The following is a 21,961-nucleotide window of genomic DNA, read 5'->3' on the forward strand; positions in this document are numbered from 1 at the left end:
GCTGCTGTTGCTGCTACTTTAGCTTTCGTTGGTTGTTCTAAGAAAGAAGAAGCTCCTGCTGCTGCTGCTGCATCTGAAGCTGTAGCTGCTGCTTCTGAAGCTACTGCTGCTGCTTCTGAAGCTGCTGTAGCTGTTGACGCTGCTGCTGCTGAAACTGCTGCTGCTGCTTCTGACGTTGCTGCTGCTGCTTCTGACGTTGCTGCTGCTTCTGCTGCACAATAATCTAGATTCTAGATTAGATAAAAAAGAGGACATTTTGTCCTCTTTTTTTATGCCTAAATTTTATGTTTACACATTAAAATAGATTTGATGTATTAATGGCTAAGTATACTTTTCTAATATTAAGAAAAATTTATTCTAGATTTATTTAAAGTCATAAATAAAAAAGCAGATCAATCGATCTGCTCATTTCCAACGCGTTGTCTAAATTTCTGACCCGCTCTGAAGGTAACTACACGGCGTGCAGAAATCGGAATTTCTTCGCCAGTTTTCGGATTACGTCCTGGACGCTCGCGTTTATCTCTAAGCTCGAAATTACCGAAACCAGAAAGCTTAACCTGCTCGCCCGCAATAAGCGCTTGGCTAATTTCGTCAAAGAACAACTCGACCATTTGTTTTGCTTCACGGCGATTTAAGCTGGTTAACTCACTTAAATGATCAGCCATGTCTGCTTTAGTTAATGCTGTCATGAGGCCCTCAATGTCGCTTGATAAGTGTTTTCCAACACTTGGATTATATTGTCCATACCAGATTTAATTTCAGCATCTTCAAGCGTACGTGAAGGATGTTGCCATAATAACGCAAACGCTAATGAGCGTTTACCTTCTTCGACACCCTGCCCCGTATACACATCGAATAACCAAGTAGAGTCTAAAAGCTCTCCACCAGTTTTTTCGATTAACTGCTGAATATCTCTGACATTTATATTATCAGAGATTAAAAGCGCAATATCACGTCTAACCGAAGGAAAACGTGATAATTCTGTAAAATTAGATACATAAGATTGCAAAACGGCAGCCTGATCAAGCTCGGCAACCCAAGTTGTGCTCAAATCTAGTTCGTTTTCTAAAGATGGATGCAAGCGGCCTAGGTAACCAATTGATTGGCCATCAACTAAGATTTCAGCAGATTGCCCTGGATGCAACCATGGACGCTCTGAACGTACATACTCAACTTTGACACGTCCAGCAGCTAAAATCTCTTCTACTTCACCTTTAAAATCGAAGAAATCCATTGGCTGTGGCTTAGCATGCCATGATTCAGGTTCACGAGAACCTACGGCAACTAAAGCCAATGTAGGAATTTGCTTCAGATCCTGAATAGAATTAGCATTTTGATAATCAAAACGCAAACCTAGTTCAAAGAAACGTACACGGCTTTGCTGACGGTTTAAATTATATTGTACACAAGGGATTAAACTCGAAAGCAATGTGCTGCGCATTGCAGCCAAATCACTAGAGATTGGATTTGCCAACATTAACGGACTTACTTGCGGGTTCAATTGCTTTTCAAGTTTTGCATCAGCAAAGCTAAAGCTAATCGCTTCTTGATACCCTAAAGTGACTACCGTTTGACGTAACTGCGCGATTTCAAAACGATCTTGGTACTTAGCAAGTTGAACATCCATACTTGGTAAGCCGATCTGAATATTGTCATAACCATCAATACGTGCAACTTCTTCAATCAAATCTTGATAAATTGCCATATCGTAGCGATGTGATGGTGGAACTATGCTCCATTCACCATCCGCTTGAACAGTGACTTCACAACCTAATCGAGTTAATGCATCTGTAATGAACTCTGCCGCTACTTTGTAACCCAACAACTGGTCTACTTGAGCTTGCTTAAGTTCAATCGCTTCACGTTTCGGAAGTAAATCAGATTTTTCAGCTACAGTAATTGGGCCGAACTCACCACCCGCCAACTCTTGAATAAGCTGAGAAGCACGGTTCATCGCAATTAACGGCAATTCAAAATCTACACCGCGTTCATAACGTTGTGAAGAATCTGTATGTAAGCCAAAGCGGCGAGCACGTCCAGCAATCGCAAGCGGAGCAAAAAATGCACTTTCCAAGAAGATATCAGTCGTATCATCAGTTACGCTTGATGCTAGACCACCCATGATGCCAGCGATTGCTAGTGCTTTTTGGTCATCTGCAATAACCATCACATCTTCTTGCAACTCAACTTCTTGATCATTTAAAAGCTGTAACTTTTCTTGTGGCAGAGCTTGGCGAACGTGTACATTTCCTTCGATTTTAGCTAAATCGAAAGCATGCATTGGCTGACCCAATTCCATGAGGACGTAATTGGTTACATCAACTAAAATACTATGAGTACGAATTCCTGAACGTGCTAAAGCCTGTTCCATCCATTCAGGGGTCGCAGCTTTAACATTTACATTTTTAATGACACGTCCTAAGTAGCGTGGAGCACCATCAGTGCTGATGACTACTTTTTTCTCATCAGTGATTGTCGCATCAACCGATTTAATTTCAGGCTCATTCATTTGCAGTTGGTTAATCACTGCAACTTCACGTGCGATACCACGAATACTAAAGCAGTCACCACGGTTTGGTGTAATACTAATATCGATGACATTATCATCAAGTTTTAAGTATTCACGAATGTTTACCCCTACTGGAGCATCATCAGGTAACTCAAGTAAACCATCGATTTTATCTTCAAGGTCAATTTCAGAGGCTCCGCACAGCATGCCTTGTGACTCAACACCACGAAGCTTACCTTTTTTGATTTTAAAATCACCCGGTAATATTGCACCAATAGTTGCCACAGGTGCTTTCATCCCAGCGCGAACGTTAGGAGCACCACATACAATTTGTAAAGGCTCACCTGAACCAATATTCACTGTTGTTACACGCAGACGGTCTGCATCAGGGTGCTGCTCAACTGTTAGAACTTCACCAACCACAACTCCAGTGAATGGCTTAGCAACAGGTGCCAGCTCATCTACTTCAAGACCAAGCATAGTCAACTGATCAGATAATGTATCACTATCAATTGCTGGGTTAACCCATGTGCGTAACCAATTTTCGCTAATCTTCATCTTTATAAAACCTTATTTAATCCTGAAAAAATGTTAGGCAAATTGGCGTAAGAAACGCACATCATTTTGATAGAACATACGCAAGTCATTAATGCCATAACGCAACATTGCAAAACGTTCTACCCCTAAACCAAAAGCAAAGCCTTTGTATTTATCAGGATCAATCCCCGCAGCACGCAATACATTTGGATGTACCATGCCACAGCCTAATACTTCTAACCAACGTCCACGCTCATCCATGATATCCACTTCCGCACTAGGCTCTGTAAATGGGAAATATGATGGACGGAAACGTACTTTTAAATCTTTCTCAAAAAATTCATTCAGTAGGTTAATCAATAAACCTTTTAATTCAGCAAAGCTGGTGTTCTCAGCAACGTACAAACCTTCAATTTGATGGAACATTGGCGAATGCGTTTGGTCTGAGTCGCAGCGGTATACACGGCCTGGACATACAATACGAATTGGCGGCTGGCTTGTTTCCATGGTACGAATTTGCACACCAGAAGTATGCGTACGCAACAAATGGTTTGCATCGAAATAGAAAGTATCATGCATAGCACGTGCAGGATGGTGCCCAGGAATATTTAATGCTTCGAAGTTATGATAGTCATCTTCAACTTCTGGTCCTGTAGCAACCGTAAAGCCAGCTTTAGTAAAGAACTGACAAATACGTTCTTGCACTTGAGTAACAGGATGAACTGTACCAACGCGCTGTCCACGGCCTGGCAAAGTAATATCAATGGTTTCACTTGCTAATTTTTGCGCCAGTGCAGCTTGTTGTAATGCTGTTTGACGCTCAGTTAAAGCGTTATTAATTGTTTCTCGAACAGCATGAATCGCAGCACCTTGTACTTTACGTTCTTCAGGGTCCATTTTCCCTAATGCTTTCGATTGTTCTGCAAGCTGGCTTTTTTTCCCTGTAAATTGCACACGCACCTGATCAAGTGCAACAAGGTCTTGAGCTGCTGCAATGGCAGCAAGCGCTTCTGTGGTCAGGGCTTCCAGTGACATAGTAACTCTCAAAGCAACAAATTTAAAAATATAATAAAACACTGCATTCTAACAGTTTTTCACCGTATTGATGAAGTTTATCCATCATGAAAAATGTATTAGGCAACAAAAAGATAAAACGTATAAAATAATAGCATCGTCAATGAGATCAATTATTATGGCGCTTAATCAGATTTGGAAACAACAACTTACACTTGTGACCTATGGTAACGAATACCTACGTCAGAATTTAAGTTTTAGCCAATGGCGACAACATCATATTTTTGACCAACATAGTTTTCAATTTCGTGACTTAATTTCACAACATTTACTTGCTCAACATTTCCAAGTTTGGTTAGAAGCACTCAAAAAACAAGGGACGACTCAAATCTCTCTTCACCTATCTACTATTTTAAATGAAGAGCAAAACCCGAATAGTAATGTCGAACTTTTACCTTATGCTCATTTTATTGTAAGTCATCAAAACAATAAGAAAATCGCATGGATTTTTGGACATGAGCTTGCCGAATGGTACAGCAGCGATAACGAGTTTGAGCCGCCTCTGACTCAACGCAGCGATTTACGCTTAGAGACTTTCTGGCGTTTTGAATTGAATGAAAAATTATCTAAAAAAGTTGAAGTTGACTTAAAAGCACCTCAATGGGATGAAATTGCAGACTTTATGGAAACTGAGTTATTTCGAAGTAAGTATGCAGCAGGTTTTGAAGAACCAGAATTTCAGAAAAAATATTTTGATGGGTCAACACATCAAATTTCGTTAGAGCATCAACCAACTCTTGCTCTTATTCCTGAAAGCTACCTAGCAGATTGTGCACATCAACTCCTCTACCGCACTCAGGCCTTATCAGATTATTTAGAGCAGAAAAAACGCACCGCAAATGATCCTTTAGGGGAAGACCTAGACCAAGAACAAATTATTAACTTAAGAAACTTTACCCACAAAACTGACGACCTATTTGCAAAACTTATTGTGAAAGCAGCAAATCACTATCAAACAGCTCAATTAAAACCTGTTGAGAAACCCTCTCCTTTTGATGCAACGAATGAGTCCGCAACTCATTTAAAAGCACCTCATCACAAAGCTGGAGGAACAGGGGTAATCAAGCTTATTGTTCTGACAATAATTATTTGTGCTTTAGCCTATTATTTTGGGTTATAAATTTAGGGCTTAGCTTTATATCATGATTAGCGATTATTGGAAATTTGCATTTGGCTTTCAATACAACACCCAATTATATTTAGATCATAAAATTGATTACCATGAGCTTCGACATTATTGGAGCATTCACACTCATCAATTATTTTATGTACGTGATTTTAATTCCAATAAATTACTTTATGATTCTATTGATGGCTTGGTAATCGATCTTGCTCGGCAAGGTTTTAAACAATGTAAACTCTACCCTTTTGACATTCTTTTTTCAGCAACAGCTTTAAATCCTCATCCTATTTTTGAATTTTCTCAACATAACTATCCTGTCATCACATTACAAAACAATGATAAAGTGATTGCCCTTGCTCAGATTGAATATGAAAAATATTTAGAAATCGAGCCTATTGGTGATCCTCGTGAATTTTGGGGTATAGCCTCTAGTCAACGCTATACAAATCAACTACTCTGTATGAGTATCATTGAACTAAGTCCTCAACAACAAAAAGCCTGTAACCAATTTGGGCAAATGCACCATTGGGATGATTTTATTGAAAATATTGTAAAAAATCTAAAACAACACCCTATGGCACAGTACATTTATTTTAATTTTAAAATGGTAAATAACCTCTATTTAGATCAGTATGATGAAGAGAGTTTTCCTCTACTCGAACAACCTATGCCTCAACCCAATTTGGGCTTTAGCCTTATTCATCTTTTTGAACAAGTCCAGTCGAGTTTTAGCTCTCTTATGCATCCTCACAATGATAGCTCGCCCTATCAAAACTTTAGTCATGAACAATATCTTCAACTCTCTGAATATCAAGAAATCATTCATCAACAATTCGTTGAACTTATTTGCTATACAGCAAATCATTTACAATCTGCCACATCAATCACAGTACAACAAAAAGAATTGTTAAATCAGCTACATCTTGCTACGTCAGACCTTCCAAATGTTGTTTCTACATCAAGGGATTCAGATCAAATACCAAATACCGCGATCGAAATGCAAGAACCATCTATGACTACATTACAAGCAATCACCTCTATCGCACTATTTTTATTGATTGTCTTCGTATTGTTGTATGTACTGTACTGGTTAACCATACAATTTAAATTTGTGCAATTTGTATTAATAATCTGTGGCGCTATCAGCTTTTTATATATTTTATCAAAAAAATAGATATAAAAAAGACCGCTAAAAAGCGGTCTTTTTTTGAATCTCTAAGCTTATGCAGCTAATGCGCCTTTAGCTTTTTCAGCTAAAGCAGCAAATGCTACTGCATCATGCATAGCGATGTCAGCTAATACGCGACGGTCGATGATCACTTGAGCTTTTTTCAAGCCATCGATCATACGGCTGTAAGACAAACCGTTTTGACGAGCACCAGCGTTGATACGCGCAATCCATAGAGCACGGAATTGACGTTTCTTCTGACGACGGTCACGGTAAGCGTATTGACCAGCTTTGATTACCGCTTGGAACGCTACGCGGTAAACGCGTGAACGAGCACCGTAGTAACCTTTAGCGCGAGCAAGAATTTTTTTGTGACGGCGATGAGCCACTACACCACGTTTTACACGAGCCATTTATAATCTCCTTAGATGTATGGGCACATACGACGAACTGAAGCAACGTCACTTACGTGAACCATTACACAGCCGCGCAATTGACGGATACGCTTAGCAGATTTTTTGGTCAAAATGTGGCGCTTGAATGCTTGTTTGCGCTTAAAACCGTTTGCAGTCGCTTTGAAGCGTTTAGCTGCACCACGGCGAGTTTTTAACTTAGCCATAGTAACCTCTTTTGGGCACCTGTTCGGCACGACTGCACCATTGCAAAATCGACCTGCAGGTAAGGAAGCGCGTATTTTATAGTATGCTGACTAAAATTAAAACTATTCCTAGAATTTTTTTAAATTAATCCCTTTAGAAATGAGAGAAACCTATCTCTTTTTTAGATGAATATAATCGGCAATAATTTCAGCATCGCTGCTTATTTACCCCTATAATATGGGCAAATTATCAACATACGATATTTCAAATGCAGAAACATGATGCATTCATCAATTTTGCTTAACATTAGCAATTTTGATTCAAGAAATTATTGTTGCCTATTCACTTTATCAAATTACCAAAGACCCTTTAACTTTAGGTTTAATTGGACTAGCAGAAGCCATTCCATTTATTGCCCTATCGCTTTGGGGTGGTTACTTTGCTGATAAATTTAATAAACAGGTCATCATGAAAATCTGTTTATTTTTCTCAGTACCTCTTCCTTTAGTTTTATGGTTACTGTTCCATCTGCATGGGTTGGGTCATATCAGTGTAAATTTCCTTTCTTGGGGTATTTATGCGGTTATTTTTGGTTTGGGCACCATACGTGGTTTTTATAACCCTTCTGCTACGTCCCTAAAACCATTTTTAATTCCACGTGAGCTTTATGCAAATGGTGCAACATGGACAACTATTGGTTGGCAGAGTGGTGTAATTATTGGGCCTATGCTCGGTGGGTTCATGCTCGCTTATTTAGGCAAAGAAACCAGTCTTTTTAGTGTTGCCGGTCTACTTAGTATCTGCTTTATTCTCATTAATTTATTACATAAGCGTAGCTTTCCTAAAATTGAAACTGCCAATGTTCTAGAAAGCTTAGGCGATGGCTTTCGCTTTATTTGGAAAACCAAAATAGTTCTTTGGGCGATTTCTTTAGACCTTGCCTCTGTTTTATTTGGTGGTGTAATCGCTCTACTCCCTATTTTTGCCGAAGATATTTTAAAAGTCGGTCCTGAAGGCTTGGGTTACTTGCGTGCAGCTCCTTCTATTGGTGCGCTCATTACTATGATTGCTTTAACTCGTTTTCCGCCAACTCAGCACGCATGGCGTAATATGCTACTTGCAGTTGCAGGGTTTGGTGTATTTACAATCCTTTTCGCGTTCTCGAACAACATGTGGTTATCACTATTTGCGTTGGCGATGACGGGTGCTTGCGACAGTATTTCGGTGGTAGTTAGACAAACCATTTTGCAAATATTCCCACCAGAAAATATGCGTGGTCGCGTAGCGGCTGTAAATGGAATGTTTGTCTCATCAAGTAATGAGCTGGGTGCATTTGAATCAGGCTTGGCTGCCAAATATTTGGGTACTATTGCAGCGACTATTTTTGGTGGTTGTATGACTCTTGCAGTGGTGACATTCTGTTGGCTAAAAACCAATGATCTTTTTAAAGTCGATATTACTAAAAGCTCAGAAAATTAGTTAAATCATTTTAATAAAAGCATCTTCGGATGCTTTTATTTTAAATAAAACCTGTAATTACCCAATAAATGAAAATATAACGCCCAGCTTTAGCAATAAGGACCATAAATAAAAAACGCCAAAAATTTTCTTTGAATAAGCCAGCAACCAAAGTAATAGGGTCTCCAATCACAGGTGTCCAACTTAAAAGCAGCGAATAAAAGCCATATTTATGATAAAAGCGTTGGGCTTGTTCTAAACGTTTTGCAGAGACTGGAAACCATTTTTTATGTTTAAACTGTTCTATTTTTAAACCTAACCACCAGTTCACACATGAACCTAGTACATTTCCAAAAGTAGCAATCAAAATGAGAAGAAAAGCTGAATGCTCACCTTTTAATAGTAAAGTAGCGAGTACAGCTTCTGATTGTAGCGGTAATAAGGTAGCCGCCCCAAAAGCACTCAGAAAAAGTAAAAAGTAACTTAGCATGTTAAATTAGACCAAATCACCTTTCACCTTATTCATTACCCTACCAATAAACTTAGATGACTTTAATTGATAATGCTTTTTGTACTGCAGGGCGTGCTGTTAAGCGAACAATGTATTCTTGTACATACGGGTAATCCTCTAATTGAATCCCCTGCCATTCATAACGCAAAATCCAAGGTAGAATTGCCATATCAGCAATGGAGTATTCCCCTGCAACAAACTTCTGACCAATGAGCTGTTTATTCAACACACCATATAAACGCTTAGTCTCATTTACATAGCGGTCTATAGCATAGGGAATTTTCTCTGGCGCAAAGCGGTTAAAATGATGATTTTGTCCTAACATAGGACCTAAACCACCCATTTGCCACATAAGCCATTGTTCCACTTCAACTCGCTCTTGCTCGTCTGTCGGGTAGAACAATCCAGTTTTTCGTCCTAAATACTGCAAGATCGCGCCTGATTCAAATACTGAAATTGGCTCACCACGTGGACCATCTTGGTCAACAATGGCAGGAATTTTATTATTCGGAGAAATTTTCAGGAAGTCTGGTTGAAATTGATCATTTTCTAAAATATTAATTGGGTAAAGGGTGTAATCCAGTCCCATTTCTTCTAAGGCAATTGTGATTTTATGTCCATTGGGTGTGCCCCAATAATATAGATCAATCATTCTATTTTCCTATTCATCGTTATCATGACTGCGTCTTGCGTTATATCATGTTTTGGGTAATACAATGATATTTCCAACACCAAAAAACACATAAAAATTGAGAATAACTTTGGATTAAAACGATATTAAACGTCAGTTTAAGAAAATAGGGCTAAAAGACGAGAGGCATAAAAAAGCACTGCTTTTGCAGTGCTTTTTTTGAGTGTTACTTTTTCTTTTTCGGTCCAAGTAACATACCCATTTGTCGACCTTCCATTTTCGGTGCTTGCTCTACAACCCCTAACTCAGCTACGTCTGCTTCAATTTTTTGCAATTGAGCTAAACCAAGTTGTTGGTGAGCCATTTCACGACCACGGAAACGTAAGGTGATCTTAACTTTGTTGCCTTCTTCAAGGAACTTCAGAATAGCACGAAGCTTAACTTGATAATCACCTACATCAGTTGCTGGGCGTAGTTTGATTTCCTTCACTTGCACTTGATGCTGTTTTTTCTTGGCATCTTTTTGCTTCTGTTTCAGGTCAAACAAGTGCTTGTTGTAATCCATGATTTTACAAACAGGCGGCTCAGCGTTTGCGACAATCTCAACAAGGTCAAGATCTGCATCCTCAGCAGCACGCAGTGCTTCATTTAATGAAACAATTCCTTTTTGCTCACCATCAGCACCGACAAGGCGTACTTCTTTTGCACGGATCTCATCGTTAATTGCTGGACGGTTACTCTTTGCACCTTGTTGTTGGTTACGGTCAGGCTGTTTAATCTTTCTTACTCCACAATATACCGGCCACGTTCGGCGACGGCAGATTTCACTAAGTCAATGAAAGCATCCACTGACATAGTACCTAAATTTTTTCCTGAGCGAGTACGTACATTCACTGTACCTTCTTCAACTTCTCGATCACCAAGAACTAACAGGTAAGGAATGCGCTCTAGAGTACGCTCACGAATCTTAAATCCGATTTTTTCATTTCTCAAGTCAGAAATAGCACGAAGACCATTTTCCTTGAGTTTTGCCACAACTTGCTCACTTGCTTCAGCTTGAGAATCAGTAATATTCATGACACATGCTTGTACAGGTGATAGCCAAGGCGGCATAAAACCAGCGTAGTGTTCAATTAGTATACCAATAAAACGCTCAAAACTACCAAGAATTGCACGGTGCAACATGACAGGTTGATCACGCTCGTTTTCTTCAGTTACATAAGAAGCATCTAAACGAACTGGCAAGTTGAAGTCACACTGAATGGTACCACATTGCCATACACGACCAAGACAGTCTTTTAAAGAGAACTCAATCTTTGGACCATAGAATGCGCCTTCACCCGGCTGCAATTCCCATTCAAGACCAGCTGCATCTAAAGCATCTGCCAAAGATTTTTCAGCTAAATCCCAAAGTACATCATCCCCTACACGCTTTTCTGGGCGAGTAGATAATTTCATTTGAACTTCTTCAAAGCCAAAGTCTTTATAAACATCTAAAGTGAGTTTAATAAAGTCTGCAACTTCTTTACCGATCTGTTCTTTAGTACAGAAGATATGCGCATCATCTTGAGTAAAACCACGAACACGCATAATACCGTGTAAAGAACCAGACGGCTCATTACGGTGACAAGAACCAAACTCAGCTAAACGAATTGGTAAATCACGGTAAGACTTTAATCCTTGGTTAAACACTTGAACGTGACAAGGACAGTTCATCGGTTTTACAGCATAGTTACGACTTTCAGAATGAGTCGTAAACATGTTTTCTGCATAGTTTGCCGCATGACCAGATTTTTCCCAAAGCGTAAAATCTACGATTTGCGGAGTTTTGATTTCTTGGTAACCATTGTCTTGCTGAACTTTACGCATGTACTGTTCTAGTACTTGATAAATAGTCCAGCCATTTGCATGCCAGAACACCATACCCGGTGCTTCTTCTTGCATATGGAACAAGTCTAATGCTTTACCAATTTTACGGTGGTCACGCTTTTCAGCTTCTTCAATACGCTTGATATAAGCTGCTAACTGTTTTTTATCAGCCCAGGCAGTACCATAGATACGTTGAAGCTGTTCATTCTTCGCATCACCACGCCAGTAAGCACCAGAGATTTTAGTAAGCTTGAATGATTTTAAGAATTTTGTGTTCGGTACGTGCGGACCACGACACATATCTACATATTCTTGGTGGTAATACAAGCCCATTGCTTTTTCTTCAGGCATGTCTTCCACAAGACGTAATTTATATTCTTCGCCGCGGTCAGTGAATACTTTGATGACTTCATCACGCGGTGTCATTTTTTTGATAACGTCATAATCTTGATCGATGAGCTTTTTCATACGCTCTTCAATCGCTGCCATATCATCTAGTGTAAAAGGACGTGGCATCCAGATATCGTAATAGAAACCTTCTTCGATGACCGGACCAATCACCATTTTTGCTTCAGGGAAAAGCTGTTTTACTGCGTGCCCTACAAGGTGTGCACAAGAATGGCGAATGATCTCAAGACCTTCTTCATCTTTTGGAGTGATAATTTGTAAGGTCGAGTCTTCGGTAATTAAGTCACATGCATCAACTAAGCGATCATTTACTCGTCCAGCAACGGTATTTTTTGCTAAACCAGGCCCAATACTTTGAGCGACTTCCATAACAGATACAGGGTGATCAAAACTCTTTTGATCGCCATTTGGCAATGTGATAATTGGCATAAAAAAATCCTTAAGGAGTGATGCCCTATACGAAGGAGCATTTCACCGCGAGATTATGATCGAGGCAAGCCTCAAAATATAAAAACGGTGTAAATCAAAATTAAAAAACCTGAAAGATTTTACACTTGTTCAAGCCAAGTGAAAACCTTTGTACTCATAAAATCATAAATACATTTTGCTTATACGGTAAACAGCAATAAATGACTTTAATAAGGACCTAGCTAAATTTTCAGAAATACATAAATAGGATAATTATTCATCAGAACTGATTTAAGATGTTGAAAATAGCATTTCTGCTCATTTTCTGACTGGGAGGTATTTCTCTTTAAGACTAAAGCATTAATGCTTTGATTACTATTAAGCCATATTTTCAAAGAATGAATTAAAAAATAGAACATGGAGTTGTTTCACATGGTTAGTGCCTATAACGAATTACCACGTACACCCGCAAACTTTGTTGCGTTATCCCCTCTGCGTTATTTAGAACGTGCAGCTTATATCTACCCAGACCAAGCTTCTATTATTCATGGCAACCGTCAGATTTCATGGAAACAAACTTATCAGCGCTGCCGTCAATTTGCATCTCAGCTTCAACAATTAGGCATAGTTAAAAATGATACGGTTTCAGTTTTACTGCCAAATGTACCAGCAATGATTGAAGCACATTTTGCTGTACCAATGGCGGGTGCTGTTCTTAATACCCTAAATACCCGTTTAGACGCTAAAACCATCGCTTTTATGCTAGAGCATGCTGAAACTAAAGTGCTTTTAGTTGACCCCGAGTTTGTTAATTTAGCAAGAGAAGCTTTATCACTCATTCCTAACCAACATATTATTGTGATTGATGTTGCTGATGAAGAGTATGAAGGCGAAAACCAATTCCTTGGTTCTTTCGAATATGAGGAATGGTTAGCTCAAGGCGATGCCAATTTTGAATGGCAATTACCTGAAGATGAGTGGGATGCAATTAGTTTAAATTATACCTCTGGAACCACTGGAAATCCTAAAGGAGTGGTTTATCACCACCGAGGTGCTTATTTAAATGCGGCTAGTAATATTTTAGCTTGTGGCATGAAACCTCGAGCCGTTTATTTATGGACACTTCCTCTGTTTCATTGTAATGGTTGGTGCTTTGCATGGAGTATTGCAGCAAGTGGCGGAACCAATATTTGTCTACGTAAAGTTGACCCAGAACTGGTGATGCAGCTTATTGCAAAACATAAGGTTGATTACTTCTGTGGTGCTCCTATTGTCCTGTCCATGATTATTAACCTACCGAAAGAAAAACAGCCAAGCATAGAACATCATGTTGAAGTTATGGTGGCAGGTGCTGCACCACCTGTCGCTGTCATTGAAGGTATGCGAAATATTGGGATTAATGTCAACCATGTGTATGGTTTAACCGAAACCTATGGACCATCTGCGCTTTGTGCTTCCCAAGCGGGATGGAGCGACCTCTCCATTACCGAGCAAGCGCAACTACACTCTCGTCAGGGTGTACCTTATCCTTTACAAGATAGTATGCGGGTGTTAGATCCTGAAACGATGCAGCCAGTTCCAAATGACGGTGAAACCATGGGAGAAATCATGTTCCGTGGCAATATTGTCATGAAAGGATATTTAAAAAATCCAAAGGCAACTGAGGAAGCTTTTGCAGGTGGCTGGTTCCACACTGGAGACTTAGCGGTTTGCCACCCAGATGGTTATGCAAAAATTACTGACCGCTCTAAAGATATTATTATTTCAGGTGGAGAAAATATTTCATCTTTAGAAGTCGAAGACGTTTTATATAAACATCCAGCAGTTTTAACAGCCGCTGTTGTGGCAAAACCTGACGAACGTTGGCAAGAAGTACCATGCGCATTTATTGAATTAAAAACTGGGGCTAGTGTCACGCCTGAAGAAATTATTGAGCATTGTCAAAAAGAACTTGCGCGCTTTAAAGTTCCTAAAGATGTGGTGATTACTGAAATTCCAAAAACCTCAACAGGTAAATTGCAAAAATTCATCTTGCGCGAATGGGCAAAAGAACGTGCTTAACCTGAACTCTATAAAAATAAAAAAGCGGCGTATCTAACGCCGCTTTTTATTTAAAACTGTATTAACCTTGATCTGACAATAGAGCAACCTGTTGTACATAGTTAATAAATTTCATTTTAGTTGCTTCAAGATCTGCTTCTGCAACTTGCTGGGTTTTATCACGATTAATTCTTAACACATGCTGACGTAAAGTATGTCGCTCGGATGCATTATAGATTTTGCTAAATTCATTGATTGCAGGGTCGCCCTGCTCGATCATACGATCTACCCAACGCATGAGTTGAGCTTGTTTTTTCGCGCCTTGCTGAGGAGTTAAATAAGATAAAATGACTGTCTCATCTTCATTGCGCAAGAGTTTACCAACACGCTGAAACTGACGACGGCGCGCTTCGAATGAACTAATATTCTGAACTTCCAAAAGAGCATCAATTAAACGCTCATCAACAGGAAGTTTTTGAATTTGTTTGATAGAAAGTTGTGCTAACTGCTCACCTAAAGCAGCCATACGTTGAACTGCTTTTTTCTGTTCGGTTTTACTTGCACGTCCTTCTAAAGAATCAAAATCTTCTTCAGTATAACGCTTGGGACGACGTGCCACGATTAATCTGCCTCATAAAATTTTGCGGCGAATAACGCCTGTACTTCATTTAATGCCTGTTCTTCGTCAGTGCCATCAATGACTAAACGTAAAGTAGTCCCTTTACCTGCACCTAACATCAGTAACGACATAATATTCTTTGCATCTACTAAATGATCGCCCTTACCAATTTGAATTGACGAACGAAACTTTGTAGTGACCTCTATCAGTTTTCCTGATGCACGTGCATGTAAACCGAGTTTATTAATTACATCAACAGTTGTGTCTATCATGACCAGTGCTTCATTTCTCTGTGTAAGACCTGAACAGACCATTCTGCCTCAAGTGCTTGTTTTAGTCTATCTACCATATAAACTGAACGATGCTGGCCGCCTGTGCAACCTATTGAAATCGTCATATAGTGACGATGCCCTTCAGCAAATGCCGGCAGCCATTTTTTTAAGAAGTGGAGAATGTCCTCAAACATTTCATTTGCTTGTGGACTTGCTTCTAAAAATTGTTTAACTGGCTCGTCTAAACCAGAAAAGCGGCGTAATTCTAAATCCCAATGGGGATTTGGTAAATGCCGTACGTCAAAAACATAGTCGGCATCTAAAGGAATGCCATGTTTATAACCAAATGACTGCAATATAACAATCAGATTATCTGATTGTCCTAATTTTGATAGCAAGATATGTTTTAAATCGTGAACACTTTTATCTGTGGTATCAATGTGAACAGTGGCACGAAACTGAATTGGAATCAGCAACTGCTTTTCTTCATGAATACACTGTAAAAGGCTTTTGAAACGATTTGCTAACGGATGTGGACGACGTGAAGCACTAAATCGTGCAATCAAATCTTGATCTTGTGTCGTCAGATAAATCACATCAACCGTACCATGTTTTTGTAATTGCTCAAAAACATGGTCGAACTCTTGCATATCTGCCCGAGTACTTCGTACATCCACCCCTAAAGCAAGCTGCTCAAGATTATTTTCATGATCTAGCTTTGCCACGATCTCAGGCAGCAATGCCAAAGGTAAATTATCAATACAGTAGTAGCCCAAATCTTCTAATACTTGAAGAGCTGAAGATTTTCCTGAACCAGACTGTCCTGTCACGATAAGTATACGCTTCATGGCATGGCTGTCCTTTTATATATTATTGAGGTGTAAAGGCAACTTGTAGATTATCAATTAAGCGCGTTCCACCTAACTTTGCCGCGACAAACAACACAATATCACGATCAAATTGAGAAGCAGCTAACAAATTAGGTTGACGAGCCTCCACATAATCCACAACAAAACCATTGTCTGTCAACAGTGTTTTCAAATCTGCCAAGACTTGTTGTAAATCTTTACCTTGGTGTAATTGCTCTTCGGCTTGTTTTAAACCTTGATAAATGACTGGTGCAACCTGACGCTGTTCAGGAGTCAAGTAACCATTTCTTGAACTCAGTGCCAAACCGTCTTCTGCACGAACAATTGGTACGCCAATAACTTCTAACGGAATATTCAAATCCTGTACAAACTGGCGAATCACTGCTAATTGCTGGTAGTCTTTTTGACCAAAGAAAGCATAATTCGGTTGCACAATATTAAAGAGTTTGGTGACAACCAGTGCCACACCATCAAAATGCCCCGGACGTGAGCTTCCACATAAATCATCAGTAATTTGACTGACGCTAATGTTAGTTAAGCGAGGTTGTGTACCGTACATTTGTTCAACTGATGGTGCAAAAATAATGTCACAGCCAACATCTGCAAGTAGACGACTATCCTGCTCTAACGTACGCGGATAATTATCAAAATCTTCACCCGGACCAAACTGTGTTGGGTTCACAAAGATACTCACAACCACAACATCACATAACTTTTTCGCTTCACGAACAAGAGTGAGGTGGCCTTCATGTAGATTTCCCATCGTTGGGACAAAACCAATGATTTTACGTGCAGCTCTAGCAGGATTTAAAGAAGCAGCTAAGCCTTGTATAGTGGTTTCTGTTTTCATGAATTACAGCTCAACTTGGAAAGTGTGTTCTTTAGCTGGGAACGACTGATCTTGTACAGCAGCATGAAAAGCTTTAAAAGCATCTAAAATCGCTGTTTCACCAGATTGCTCTTTCATAAAGTTACGTACAAAACGCGCAACTCGACCAAACGTTAGTCCTAACATGTCTTGTACAACCAATACCTGACCATCAGTCGCATTACCTGCCCCAATACCGATCACAGGAGTATTTGGGAACAATTCGGCAATTTCTTGACCTAATTGTGCCGGAACACATTCAAGTAATAAAACTGCCGCACCCGCTTCAACCACCGCAGTACAATCGGCAATAAGCTGATCGGCTGCTTCGCGCGTTCTAGCTTGTAACTTGTAGCCACCAAATACATGTACAGACTGCGGGGTTAAACCTAAATGTACACATACAGGCACACCATTACGTGTTAACACTTGGACAGTTTCACTTAACCATGCACCACCTTCGATTTTGATCATTTGGGCACCAGCTTGCATAACTGTTTTCGCATTCTGCAAAGCATCGTTTAAAGTGGCATAACTCATAAATGGTAAGTCAGTCATAATTAAAGCATGCTGATTACCGCGACGGACTGCCGCTGTATGATAGGCCATGTCTTCAACAGTTACAGGTAAAGTTGAGTCACGCCCCTGAATTGCCATTCCAAGAGAATCACCAATTAAGATCGTATCAATTTCAGCAAGTTCCATTGCTTTTGCCATACTTGCATCGTAACAAGTTAGGCAAGAGAACTTACGTCCTTCGGCTTTAAATTTTCTTAAGTCACTTAGACTAATCATGATGGTATCCTCTACAGGAGTTTGCAGAACGTAATAAGTCCGGCTTTAAGCCCAAGACTCATCAGCAAGTACAGTCAGCGTTGGCTGCTGTATGAGTTCTAAATTTTTAAGTGGCTGATCATTAATATGTAGATCAGCATCTAAATCTAATAAAGGAATCACAACAAAATCTCGTTGTAATATTCCTACATGCGGCACCGTTAAGCGCTCATTTTGTATTTTTTCATTGCCATAAATCAGTAGATCAAGATCTAAAGTTCGCTCCCCCCAATGACGGAGTCTCACCCGCCCAGCTTCCTGCTCAAAACGCTGTAACTGATCAAGTAATTCAAGCGGAAGTAACTCGGTTTTTAACTGAGCGACTGCATTTAGATAATTCGGCTGATCTTGGGGACCCATAGGGGGACTTTGGTAAAGTTTAGATACTTTCACTTCACCAAGAGATTTAAGTTTGGCTATCGCTTCAGACAGAATCTGGCGTGAATCACCTAGGTTACTTCCTAAGCCAATATATGTGGTTACTGTCATTGTGTCGGCCCAAAAATAACTTGGCTCAAATCACGTTGTACCCGCTTGCGCTTTAAAATTGGATGATCACTCATCACATTCGTTTGTGCTGCGGAAGATTTTTCAATAAAACGGTCAATAGACTGCTCTTGTCGTGCACGCTCTTTTTTACCACGACGGCTTCGAGGCTCTGGAACATCAACCAAAGGCTCAATTTCCGTATCAACTTTATTGCTTTCAACAGGCTCAGCAGCAACCTTACGACGACTTTTCGCCTTCTGACGATTATATTGGCTAATCGCAGCTTCTTTTTCGTCGTTTGACATTTCTTGGTAAGCTTCCCACCAGCTTCCCATTCCCTGTGTTGTGTCATCACCTGACTTTTCACGAAGTAATAAGAAATCAAACCCAGCGCGGAAACGAGCATGGCTTGCCAATGCTTCAATTTGCTGTGGTTTTGGATTAAGCAAACGGGTTTGCATTTCCCAAACTTCACGAATAAAAGTTTCGGCAAAACGAGGAATAACTGTGCGTGTTGCTTGACGTTTTAAAACATCCAAACCTGCTTGAGCACGTGCTTCGGCCGGAACAACGCCTTTTGATAAATAAAAATCACAACGCTCTAAAAATGGCTGCCACAATAAAACCGCATAGAAAAATGCCGGATTAATCGTTTTACCCACCTGAATACGTTGATCAGTATTTTTTGCTGCACGTTGAATAAATGGAGTGAGATCCGGACGAATATCAGCAAAAAGCTGTTTCCACACGCCAAAGTCAATCAACATTGGTAATACGCGTGCCAAATGCCCCATTGTGAAAAGCTTTTGAGACTCATCGTATAAACGGTGTGGTGAAACATCACGAAGTAATTGTGTCATCTCAACATCAAAAATGTCGAGAATTGCCGGATCAATTTTAAAGTTGAGCTTAGCTGCAAAACGTAATGTCCGAAGCATACGCACCGGATCCTCTTCAAAACGTTGCACAGGATTGCCCAATAAACGTAAAGTCTTACTTTTGACATCATCAATTGCTTTACAGAAATCGAGCACAATACCCTTACGCGGCTGGTAGTACAGAGTATTGATAGAAAAATCGCGTCGAGCAAAGTCCTGTTCGATGGTTCCCCAGTTGTTGTCACGTAAAATCATGCCCGAAGCACTGGTCACCGCTTTTTTAGGAGGAGCACGGAAAGTTGCAACTTCGATTAGCTCACGTCCTGAATAGACATGTGCCAATTCAAATCGACGGCCAATAATTCGGCATCGACGGCCAAAAACTTCTTTAATTTGAGAAGGTGTTGCATTGGTGACTGCATCGAAATCTTTAGGATTGAGTCCTAGCATTAAATCACGGACACCACCCCCAACAATATAAGCTTCATAGCCTGCTTTAGTCAGACTATCGATCACATCTAAAATCGAAGAAGGAAGTTGGGCTGTGGACAAACCACATTTTGACGCTCGCAAGGTTTGCAAAAGACGCTGTCTCCTACGTCAGGACGTAAATAACAAGTTGTCGCTAATCATAGCTCTAACACACACAAAGGGCAATTTGATTCTCTTAGATTGCGTAGGAAATGATAATTGACGAATAGAACTTTTATAAGGCTAAACGCGATTTATTTTTTTCAAAAATAGCTGGTCCAATTCCTTTAACGTTTTTAATTTCGTCAATATTTTTAAAGCTACCGTTCTTTTGTCTGTATTCTACAATCGCTTGAGCCTTTTTCTCACCTATACCTTTTAACTGCTGAAACTCATTTACATTCGCCTGATTCAAATGAATTTGCCCTGTAGAGTCATTAAAATTTTTAGTTTGAGAAATTTTAGAACCATTAGAATGAGAAGACTTAGTGATGTTTAACTTTTGGTCATACATCTGTTGTTTAGCCTTCCATTCTTGAAAGTTTTGATCAAAAGATTGTGTGTAAACCGAAGGTGAAATTACTCCCAAGCACAAAATTATTAAAACAAAATACTTATTTTTCCAAAATCTCATGCTGTATTGCATGTGGTTTTTCCCCTGATTTTAATTGTCGTTTTGCCTGATTCCACAATTCATCCATTTCGGACAAGGTCATGTCTTCCAATGTTCTTTGCTGTTTTATGGCTTGCTCTTCAATAAAAGCAAAACGACTTCTAAATTTATGTATGGTTGATAAAAGTGAACTTTCACTTGAAATGCCAAGTTTACGTCCTACATTGACTAATGAAAACAGGCAGTCTCCAAATTCATCTTGAATTTCATTACTATTTTGATTTTTAAGTGCCTGTTTAAACTCATCTAATTCTTCTTCTAATTTTGTATAAGCATCTTCTACCGTTTCAAAATCAAACCCAACTTTTGCGACATTTTTTTGAATTTCCTGCGCTTGAGATAGTGCTGGTCCATGTTTAATTTCATCTAATCTTGATTGTGGTTTGCCTTGCTTTTCTTGTTGTTTAATTTGTTTCCATAACTCACTTACTTGTTCTGGTGTTAAGTTGTTAAATTGGTCTGCTTGAAAAACGTGCGGATGACGTCGTACTAATTTTTCACTAATTGCCTCAACCACATCTTGAAAATTGAACGCCCCCTGCTCGCTAAACATTTGCGATTGAAATACCACTTGTAATAACAGATCACCCAATTCATTCCGAATTTCATTAATGTCACCTTGACGAATTGCAGCCTCGACTTCATATGCCTCTTCAATCGCATATTTAGTCAGTGACATTGGAGTTTGCTCTTGGTCCCACGGACATTTTTCACGTAGCTCTTGCATAATTTTAAGCAATTTATCCATGTAACCCTCAAGTTCAAAAAATTGGTCAGTAACTTTAAAATCTTAATTTGCTATGATCAAAATTAAAGCGGCAAATCATTCGTCATATTGTAACGATAAAGAGAAAAAAAGATGAAACATAGCATTCTGATTAGTGGCGCAGCTCAAGGTATTGGAGCAGAAATTGCACGGGTATTTTATCAGCGGGGTTATAAAGTCGGCATTTATGACATTAATGAGTCGCTTGCTCAAAATTTAGCGCAGGAATTAGGGCCGAATGCATGCGCAGGGTATCTAGATGTCAGTGACTACAGCCAGTGGCAACATATATTAAAAGAATTTACCGACTGGGCTGGCGAGCTTAATATTTTGGTGAATAACGCAGGGATTTTATATTCCGGAGCCTTTGAAAATATCGATATCAAGTCACACCAAAGAACAATCAATATTAATGTAAACGGCGTAATCAATGGTTGCCATGCTGCACTCCCTTATTTAAAGCAAGCTTCTTTTGCACGAGTCATTAATCTCTCTTCAGCTTCTGCAATTTACGGGCAAGCTGACCTCATTTCTTATTCGGCCAGTAAATTTGCAGTGAGAGGAATTACCGAAGGTTTAGATGTGGAATGGAAAAAATACGGTATTCGTGTTTTAGATGTGATGCCTTTATTTGTACAAACCGCAATGGTCAACAATATGGATGCAGGTTCTATTCAAAACATGGGAGTCGATTTAACGCCTAATGATATTGCTCAACAGGTGCTTTCACTTGTAGAGAAAAAAGCTCATTTCTGGACACCTACTCACACTCCAGTTGGTATAAAAACCAAATTGCTTTATCAACTCTCAACAATAAGCCCCCAGTTTTTAAATCGTTTAACTAATATTTATCTATCAAGAAAGTAGCTTATAAAAAAGGCCGTCAA

Annotated in this window: 24 protein-coding genes and 1 pseudogene; 6 read left to right on the plus strand and 19 right to left on the minus strand. The window is 39.5% G+C overall.

Features of this window, described 5'->3' with window-relative positions:
• Window positions 1-222, plus strand: a 222-nt coding sequence (locus C1642_RS06765; RefSeq protein ID WP_103236101.1) for a hypothetical protein, incomplete at its 5' end; no start/stop codon positions are given.
• Between the two features lie 170 nt (window positions 223-392).
• Here C1642_RS06765 and C1642_RS06770 read toward each other — a convergent pair.
• The 3 genes from C1642_RS06770 to pheS are packed head-to-tail and all read right to left on the minus strand — an operon-like array spanning window position 393 to window position 4,081.
• A complete protein-coding gene (locus C1642_RS06770) occupies window positions 393-689 on the minus strand; it encodes an integration host factor subunit alpha (RefSeq protein ID WP_000126166.1) in 297 nt (98 codons plus the stop codon).
• Complete coding sequence (gene pheT / locus C1642_RS06775; protein WP_103236102.1) at window positions 686-3,067, minus strand: phenylalanine--tRNA ligase subunit beta; 2,382 nt, start codon at window positions 3,065-3,067, stop codon at window positions 686-688. Before pheT ends, C1642_RS06770 begins: the two co-directional genes overlap by 4 nt.
• A 33-nt stretch (window positions 3,068-3,100) precedes the next feature.
• On the minus strand, window positions 3,101-4,081 hold the full coding sequence (pheS, locus tag C1642_RS06780; protein WP_000050953.1) for a phenylalanine--tRNA ligase subunit alpha: 981 nt from the start codon (window positions 4,079-4,081) through the stop codon (window positions 3,101-3,103).
• A 157-nt stretch (window positions 4,082-4,238) separates the two neighbouring features.
• Here pheS and C1642_RS06785 point away from each other — a divergent pair, with 157 nt between their 5' ends.
• Window positions 4,239-5,240, plus strand: a complete 1,002-nt coding sequence (locus C1642_RS06785) for a hypothetical protein (RefSeq protein WP_058062375.1) — start codon at window positions 4,239-4,241, stop codon at window positions 5,238-5,240.
• 22 nt (window positions 5,241-5,262) lie between these two features.
• Window positions 5,263-6,417 carry a hypothetical protein gene (locus C1642_RS06790; protein ID WP_005112076.1) on the plus strand — a complete coding sequence of 385 codons (1,155 nt, stop codon included), beginning with the start codon at window positions 5,263-5,265 and terminating at the stop codon, window positions 6,415-6,417.
• 47 nt (window positions 6,418-6,464) lie between these two features.
• On the opposite strand, the gene rplT is transcribed toward C1642_RS06790, so the two are convergent.
• The 3 genes and pseudogenes from rplT to C1642_RS19130 form a co-directional block, all read right to left on the minus strand.
• Window positions 6,465-6,824, minus strand: coding sequence for a 50S ribosomal protein L20 (rplT, locus tag C1642_RS06795; protein WP_000124858.1), 360 nt, complete (start codon window positions 6,822-6,824; stop codon window positions 6,465-6,467).
• 11 nt (window positions 6,825-6,835) lie between these two features.
• Entirely contained in the window at window positions 6,836-7,030 is a 195-nt protein-coding gene (rpmI, locus tag C1642_RS06800) for a 50S ribosomal protein L35 (protein ID WP_001096359.1), read from the minus strand.
• A pseudogene (locus C1642_RS19130) lies at window positions 7,018-7,149 on the minus strand (hypothetical protein); the annotation flags it as partial. The gene rpmI and the pseudogene C1642_RS19130, both read right to left, overlap by 13 nt.
• A 146-nt stretch (window positions 7,150-7,295) precedes the next feature.
• On the opposite strand from C1642_RS19130, the gene nreB reads away from it, so the two are divergent.
• Entirely contained in the window at window positions 7,296-8,489 is a 1,194-nt protein-coding gene (gene nreB, locus C1642_RS06805) for a nickel resistance MFS transporter NreB (protein WP_103236103.1), read from the plus strand.
• 40 nt (window positions 8,490-8,529) lie between these two features.
• On the opposite strand, the gene C1642_RS06810 is transcribed toward nreB, so the two are convergent.
• From C1642_RS06810 to thrS, 4 genes are all read right to left on the minus strand, one after another.
• On the minus strand, window positions 8,530-8,958 hold the full coding sequence (locus tag C1642_RS06810) for a YqaA family protein (RefSeq protein ID WP_103236104.1): 429 nt from the start codon (window positions 8,956-8,958) through the stop codon (window positions 8,530-8,532).
• A 52-nt stretch (window positions 8,959-9,010) separates the two neighbouring features.
• A complete protein-coding gene (locus tag C1642_RS06815; RefSeq protein WP_000566575.1) occupies window positions 9,011-9,631 on the minus strand; it encodes a glutathione S-transferase N-terminal domain-containing protein in 621 nt (206 codons plus the stop codon).
• A 205-nt stretch (window positions 9,632-9,836) separates the two neighbouring features.
• Window positions 9,837-10,388 (minus strand): translation initiation factor IF-3, encoded by a 552-nt coding sequence (gene infC / locus C1642_RS06825; protein WP_012297364.1) that lies wholly within the window; start codon window positions 10,386-10,388, stop codon window positions 9,837-9,839.
• Window positions 10,389-10,393: 5 nt separating this feature from the next.
• Complete coding sequence (gene thrS / locus C1642_RS06830; RefSeq protein ID WP_103236105.1) at window positions 10,394-12,316, minus strand: threonine--tRNA ligase; 1,923 nt, start codon at window positions 12,314-12,316, stop codon at window positions 10,394-10,396.
• Window positions 12,317-12,727: 411 nt separating this feature from the next.
• On the opposite strand from thrS, the gene C1642_RS06835 reads away from it, so the two are divergent.
• A complete protein-coding gene (locus C1642_RS06835) occupies window positions 12,728-14,356 on the plus strand; it encodes an acyl-CoA synthetase (RefSeq protein WP_000253052.1) in 1,629 nt (542 codons plus the stop codon).
• Window positions 14,357-14,417: 61 nt separating this feature from the next.
• On the opposite strand, the gene yjgA is transcribed toward C1642_RS06835, so the two are convergent.
• From yjgA to mazG, 9 genes are all read right to left on the minus strand, one after another.
• Window positions 14,418-14,954, minus strand: coding sequence for a ribosome biogenesis factor YjgA (gene yjgA / locus C1642_RS06840; protein WP_000124014.1), 537 nt, complete (start codon window positions 14,952-14,954; stop codon window positions 14,418-14,420).
• Window positions 14,955-14,956: 2 nt separating this feature from the next.
• Window positions 14,957-15,226 carry an HPr family phosphocarrier protein gene (locus tag C1642_RS06845; RefSeq protein WP_000567533.1) on the minus strand — a complete coding sequence of 90 codons (270 nt, stop codon included), beginning with the start codon at window positions 15,224-15,226 and terminating at the stop codon, window positions 14,957-14,959.
• Entirely contained in the window at window positions 15,223-16,074 is an 852-nt protein-coding gene (rapZ, locus tag C1642_RS06850; RefSeq protein ID WP_000821671.1) for an RNase adapter RapZ, read from the minus strand. Before rapZ ends, C1642_RS06845 begins: the two co-directional genes overlap by 4 nt.
• Before the next feature lie 22 nt (window positions 16,075-16,096).
• On the minus strand, window positions 16,097-16,945 hold the full coding sequence (gene panC / locus C1642_RS06855) for a pantoate--beta-alanine ligase (protein WP_000846362.1): 849 nt from the start codon (window positions 16,943-16,945) through the stop codon (window positions 16,097-16,099).
• Between the two features lie 3 nt (window positions 16,946-16,948).
• Window positions 16,949-17,758: a 3-methyl-2-oxobutanoate hydroxymethyltransferase gene (panB, locus tag C1642_RS06860; protein WP_000624763.1), complete on the minus strand. Its 810-nt coding sequence runs from the start codon at window positions 17,756-17,758 to the stop codon at window positions 16,949-16,951.
• Window positions 17,759-17,803: 45 nt separating this feature from the next.
• Entirely contained in the window at window positions 17,804-18,286 is a 483-nt protein-coding gene (gene folK / locus C1642_RS06865; RefSeq protein ID WP_000219215.1) for a 2-amino-4-hydroxy-6-hydroxymethyldihydropteridine diphosphokinase, read from the minus strand.
• Complete coding sequence (gene pcnB / locus C1642_RS06870; RefSeq protein ID WP_103236106.1) at window positions 18,283-19,746, minus strand: polynucleotide adenylyltransferase PcnB; 1,464 nt, start codon at window positions 19,744-19,746, stop codon at window positions 18,283-18,285. Before pcnB ends, folK begins: the two co-directional genes overlap by 4 nt.
• 124 nt (window positions 19,747-19,870) lie before the next feature.
• Window positions 19,871-20,281, minus strand: a complete 411-nt coding sequence (locus tag C1642_RS06875; protein ID WP_103236107.1) for a ComEA family DNA-binding protein — start codon at window positions 20,279-20,281, stop codon at window positions 19,871-19,873.
• Entirely contained in the window at window positions 20,250-21,056 is an 807-nt protein-coding gene (gene mazG / locus C1642_RS06880; protein WP_000359489.1) for a nucleoside triphosphate pyrophosphohydrolase, read from the minus strand. The genes C1642_RS06875 and mazG overlap by 32 nt, the downstream gene beginning before the upstream one ends.
• Before the next feature lie 111 nt (window positions 21,057-21,167).
• Between mazG and C1642_RS06885 the strand changes: the two genes are divergently transcribed.
• Window positions 21,168-21,941: an SDR family oxidoreductase gene (locus C1642_RS06885; protein WP_000682841.1), complete on the plus strand. Its 774-nt coding sequence runs from the start codon at window positions 21,168-21,170 to the stop codon at window positions 21,939-21,941.
• Window positions 21,942-21,961: the final 20 nt, after the last annotated feature.

This window comes from Acinetobacter sp. AKBS16, from assembly GCF_002899995.1.
Lineage (GTDB): Bacteria > Pseudomonadota > Gammaproteobacteria > Pseudomonadales > Moraxellaceae > Acinetobacter > Acinetobacter baumannii.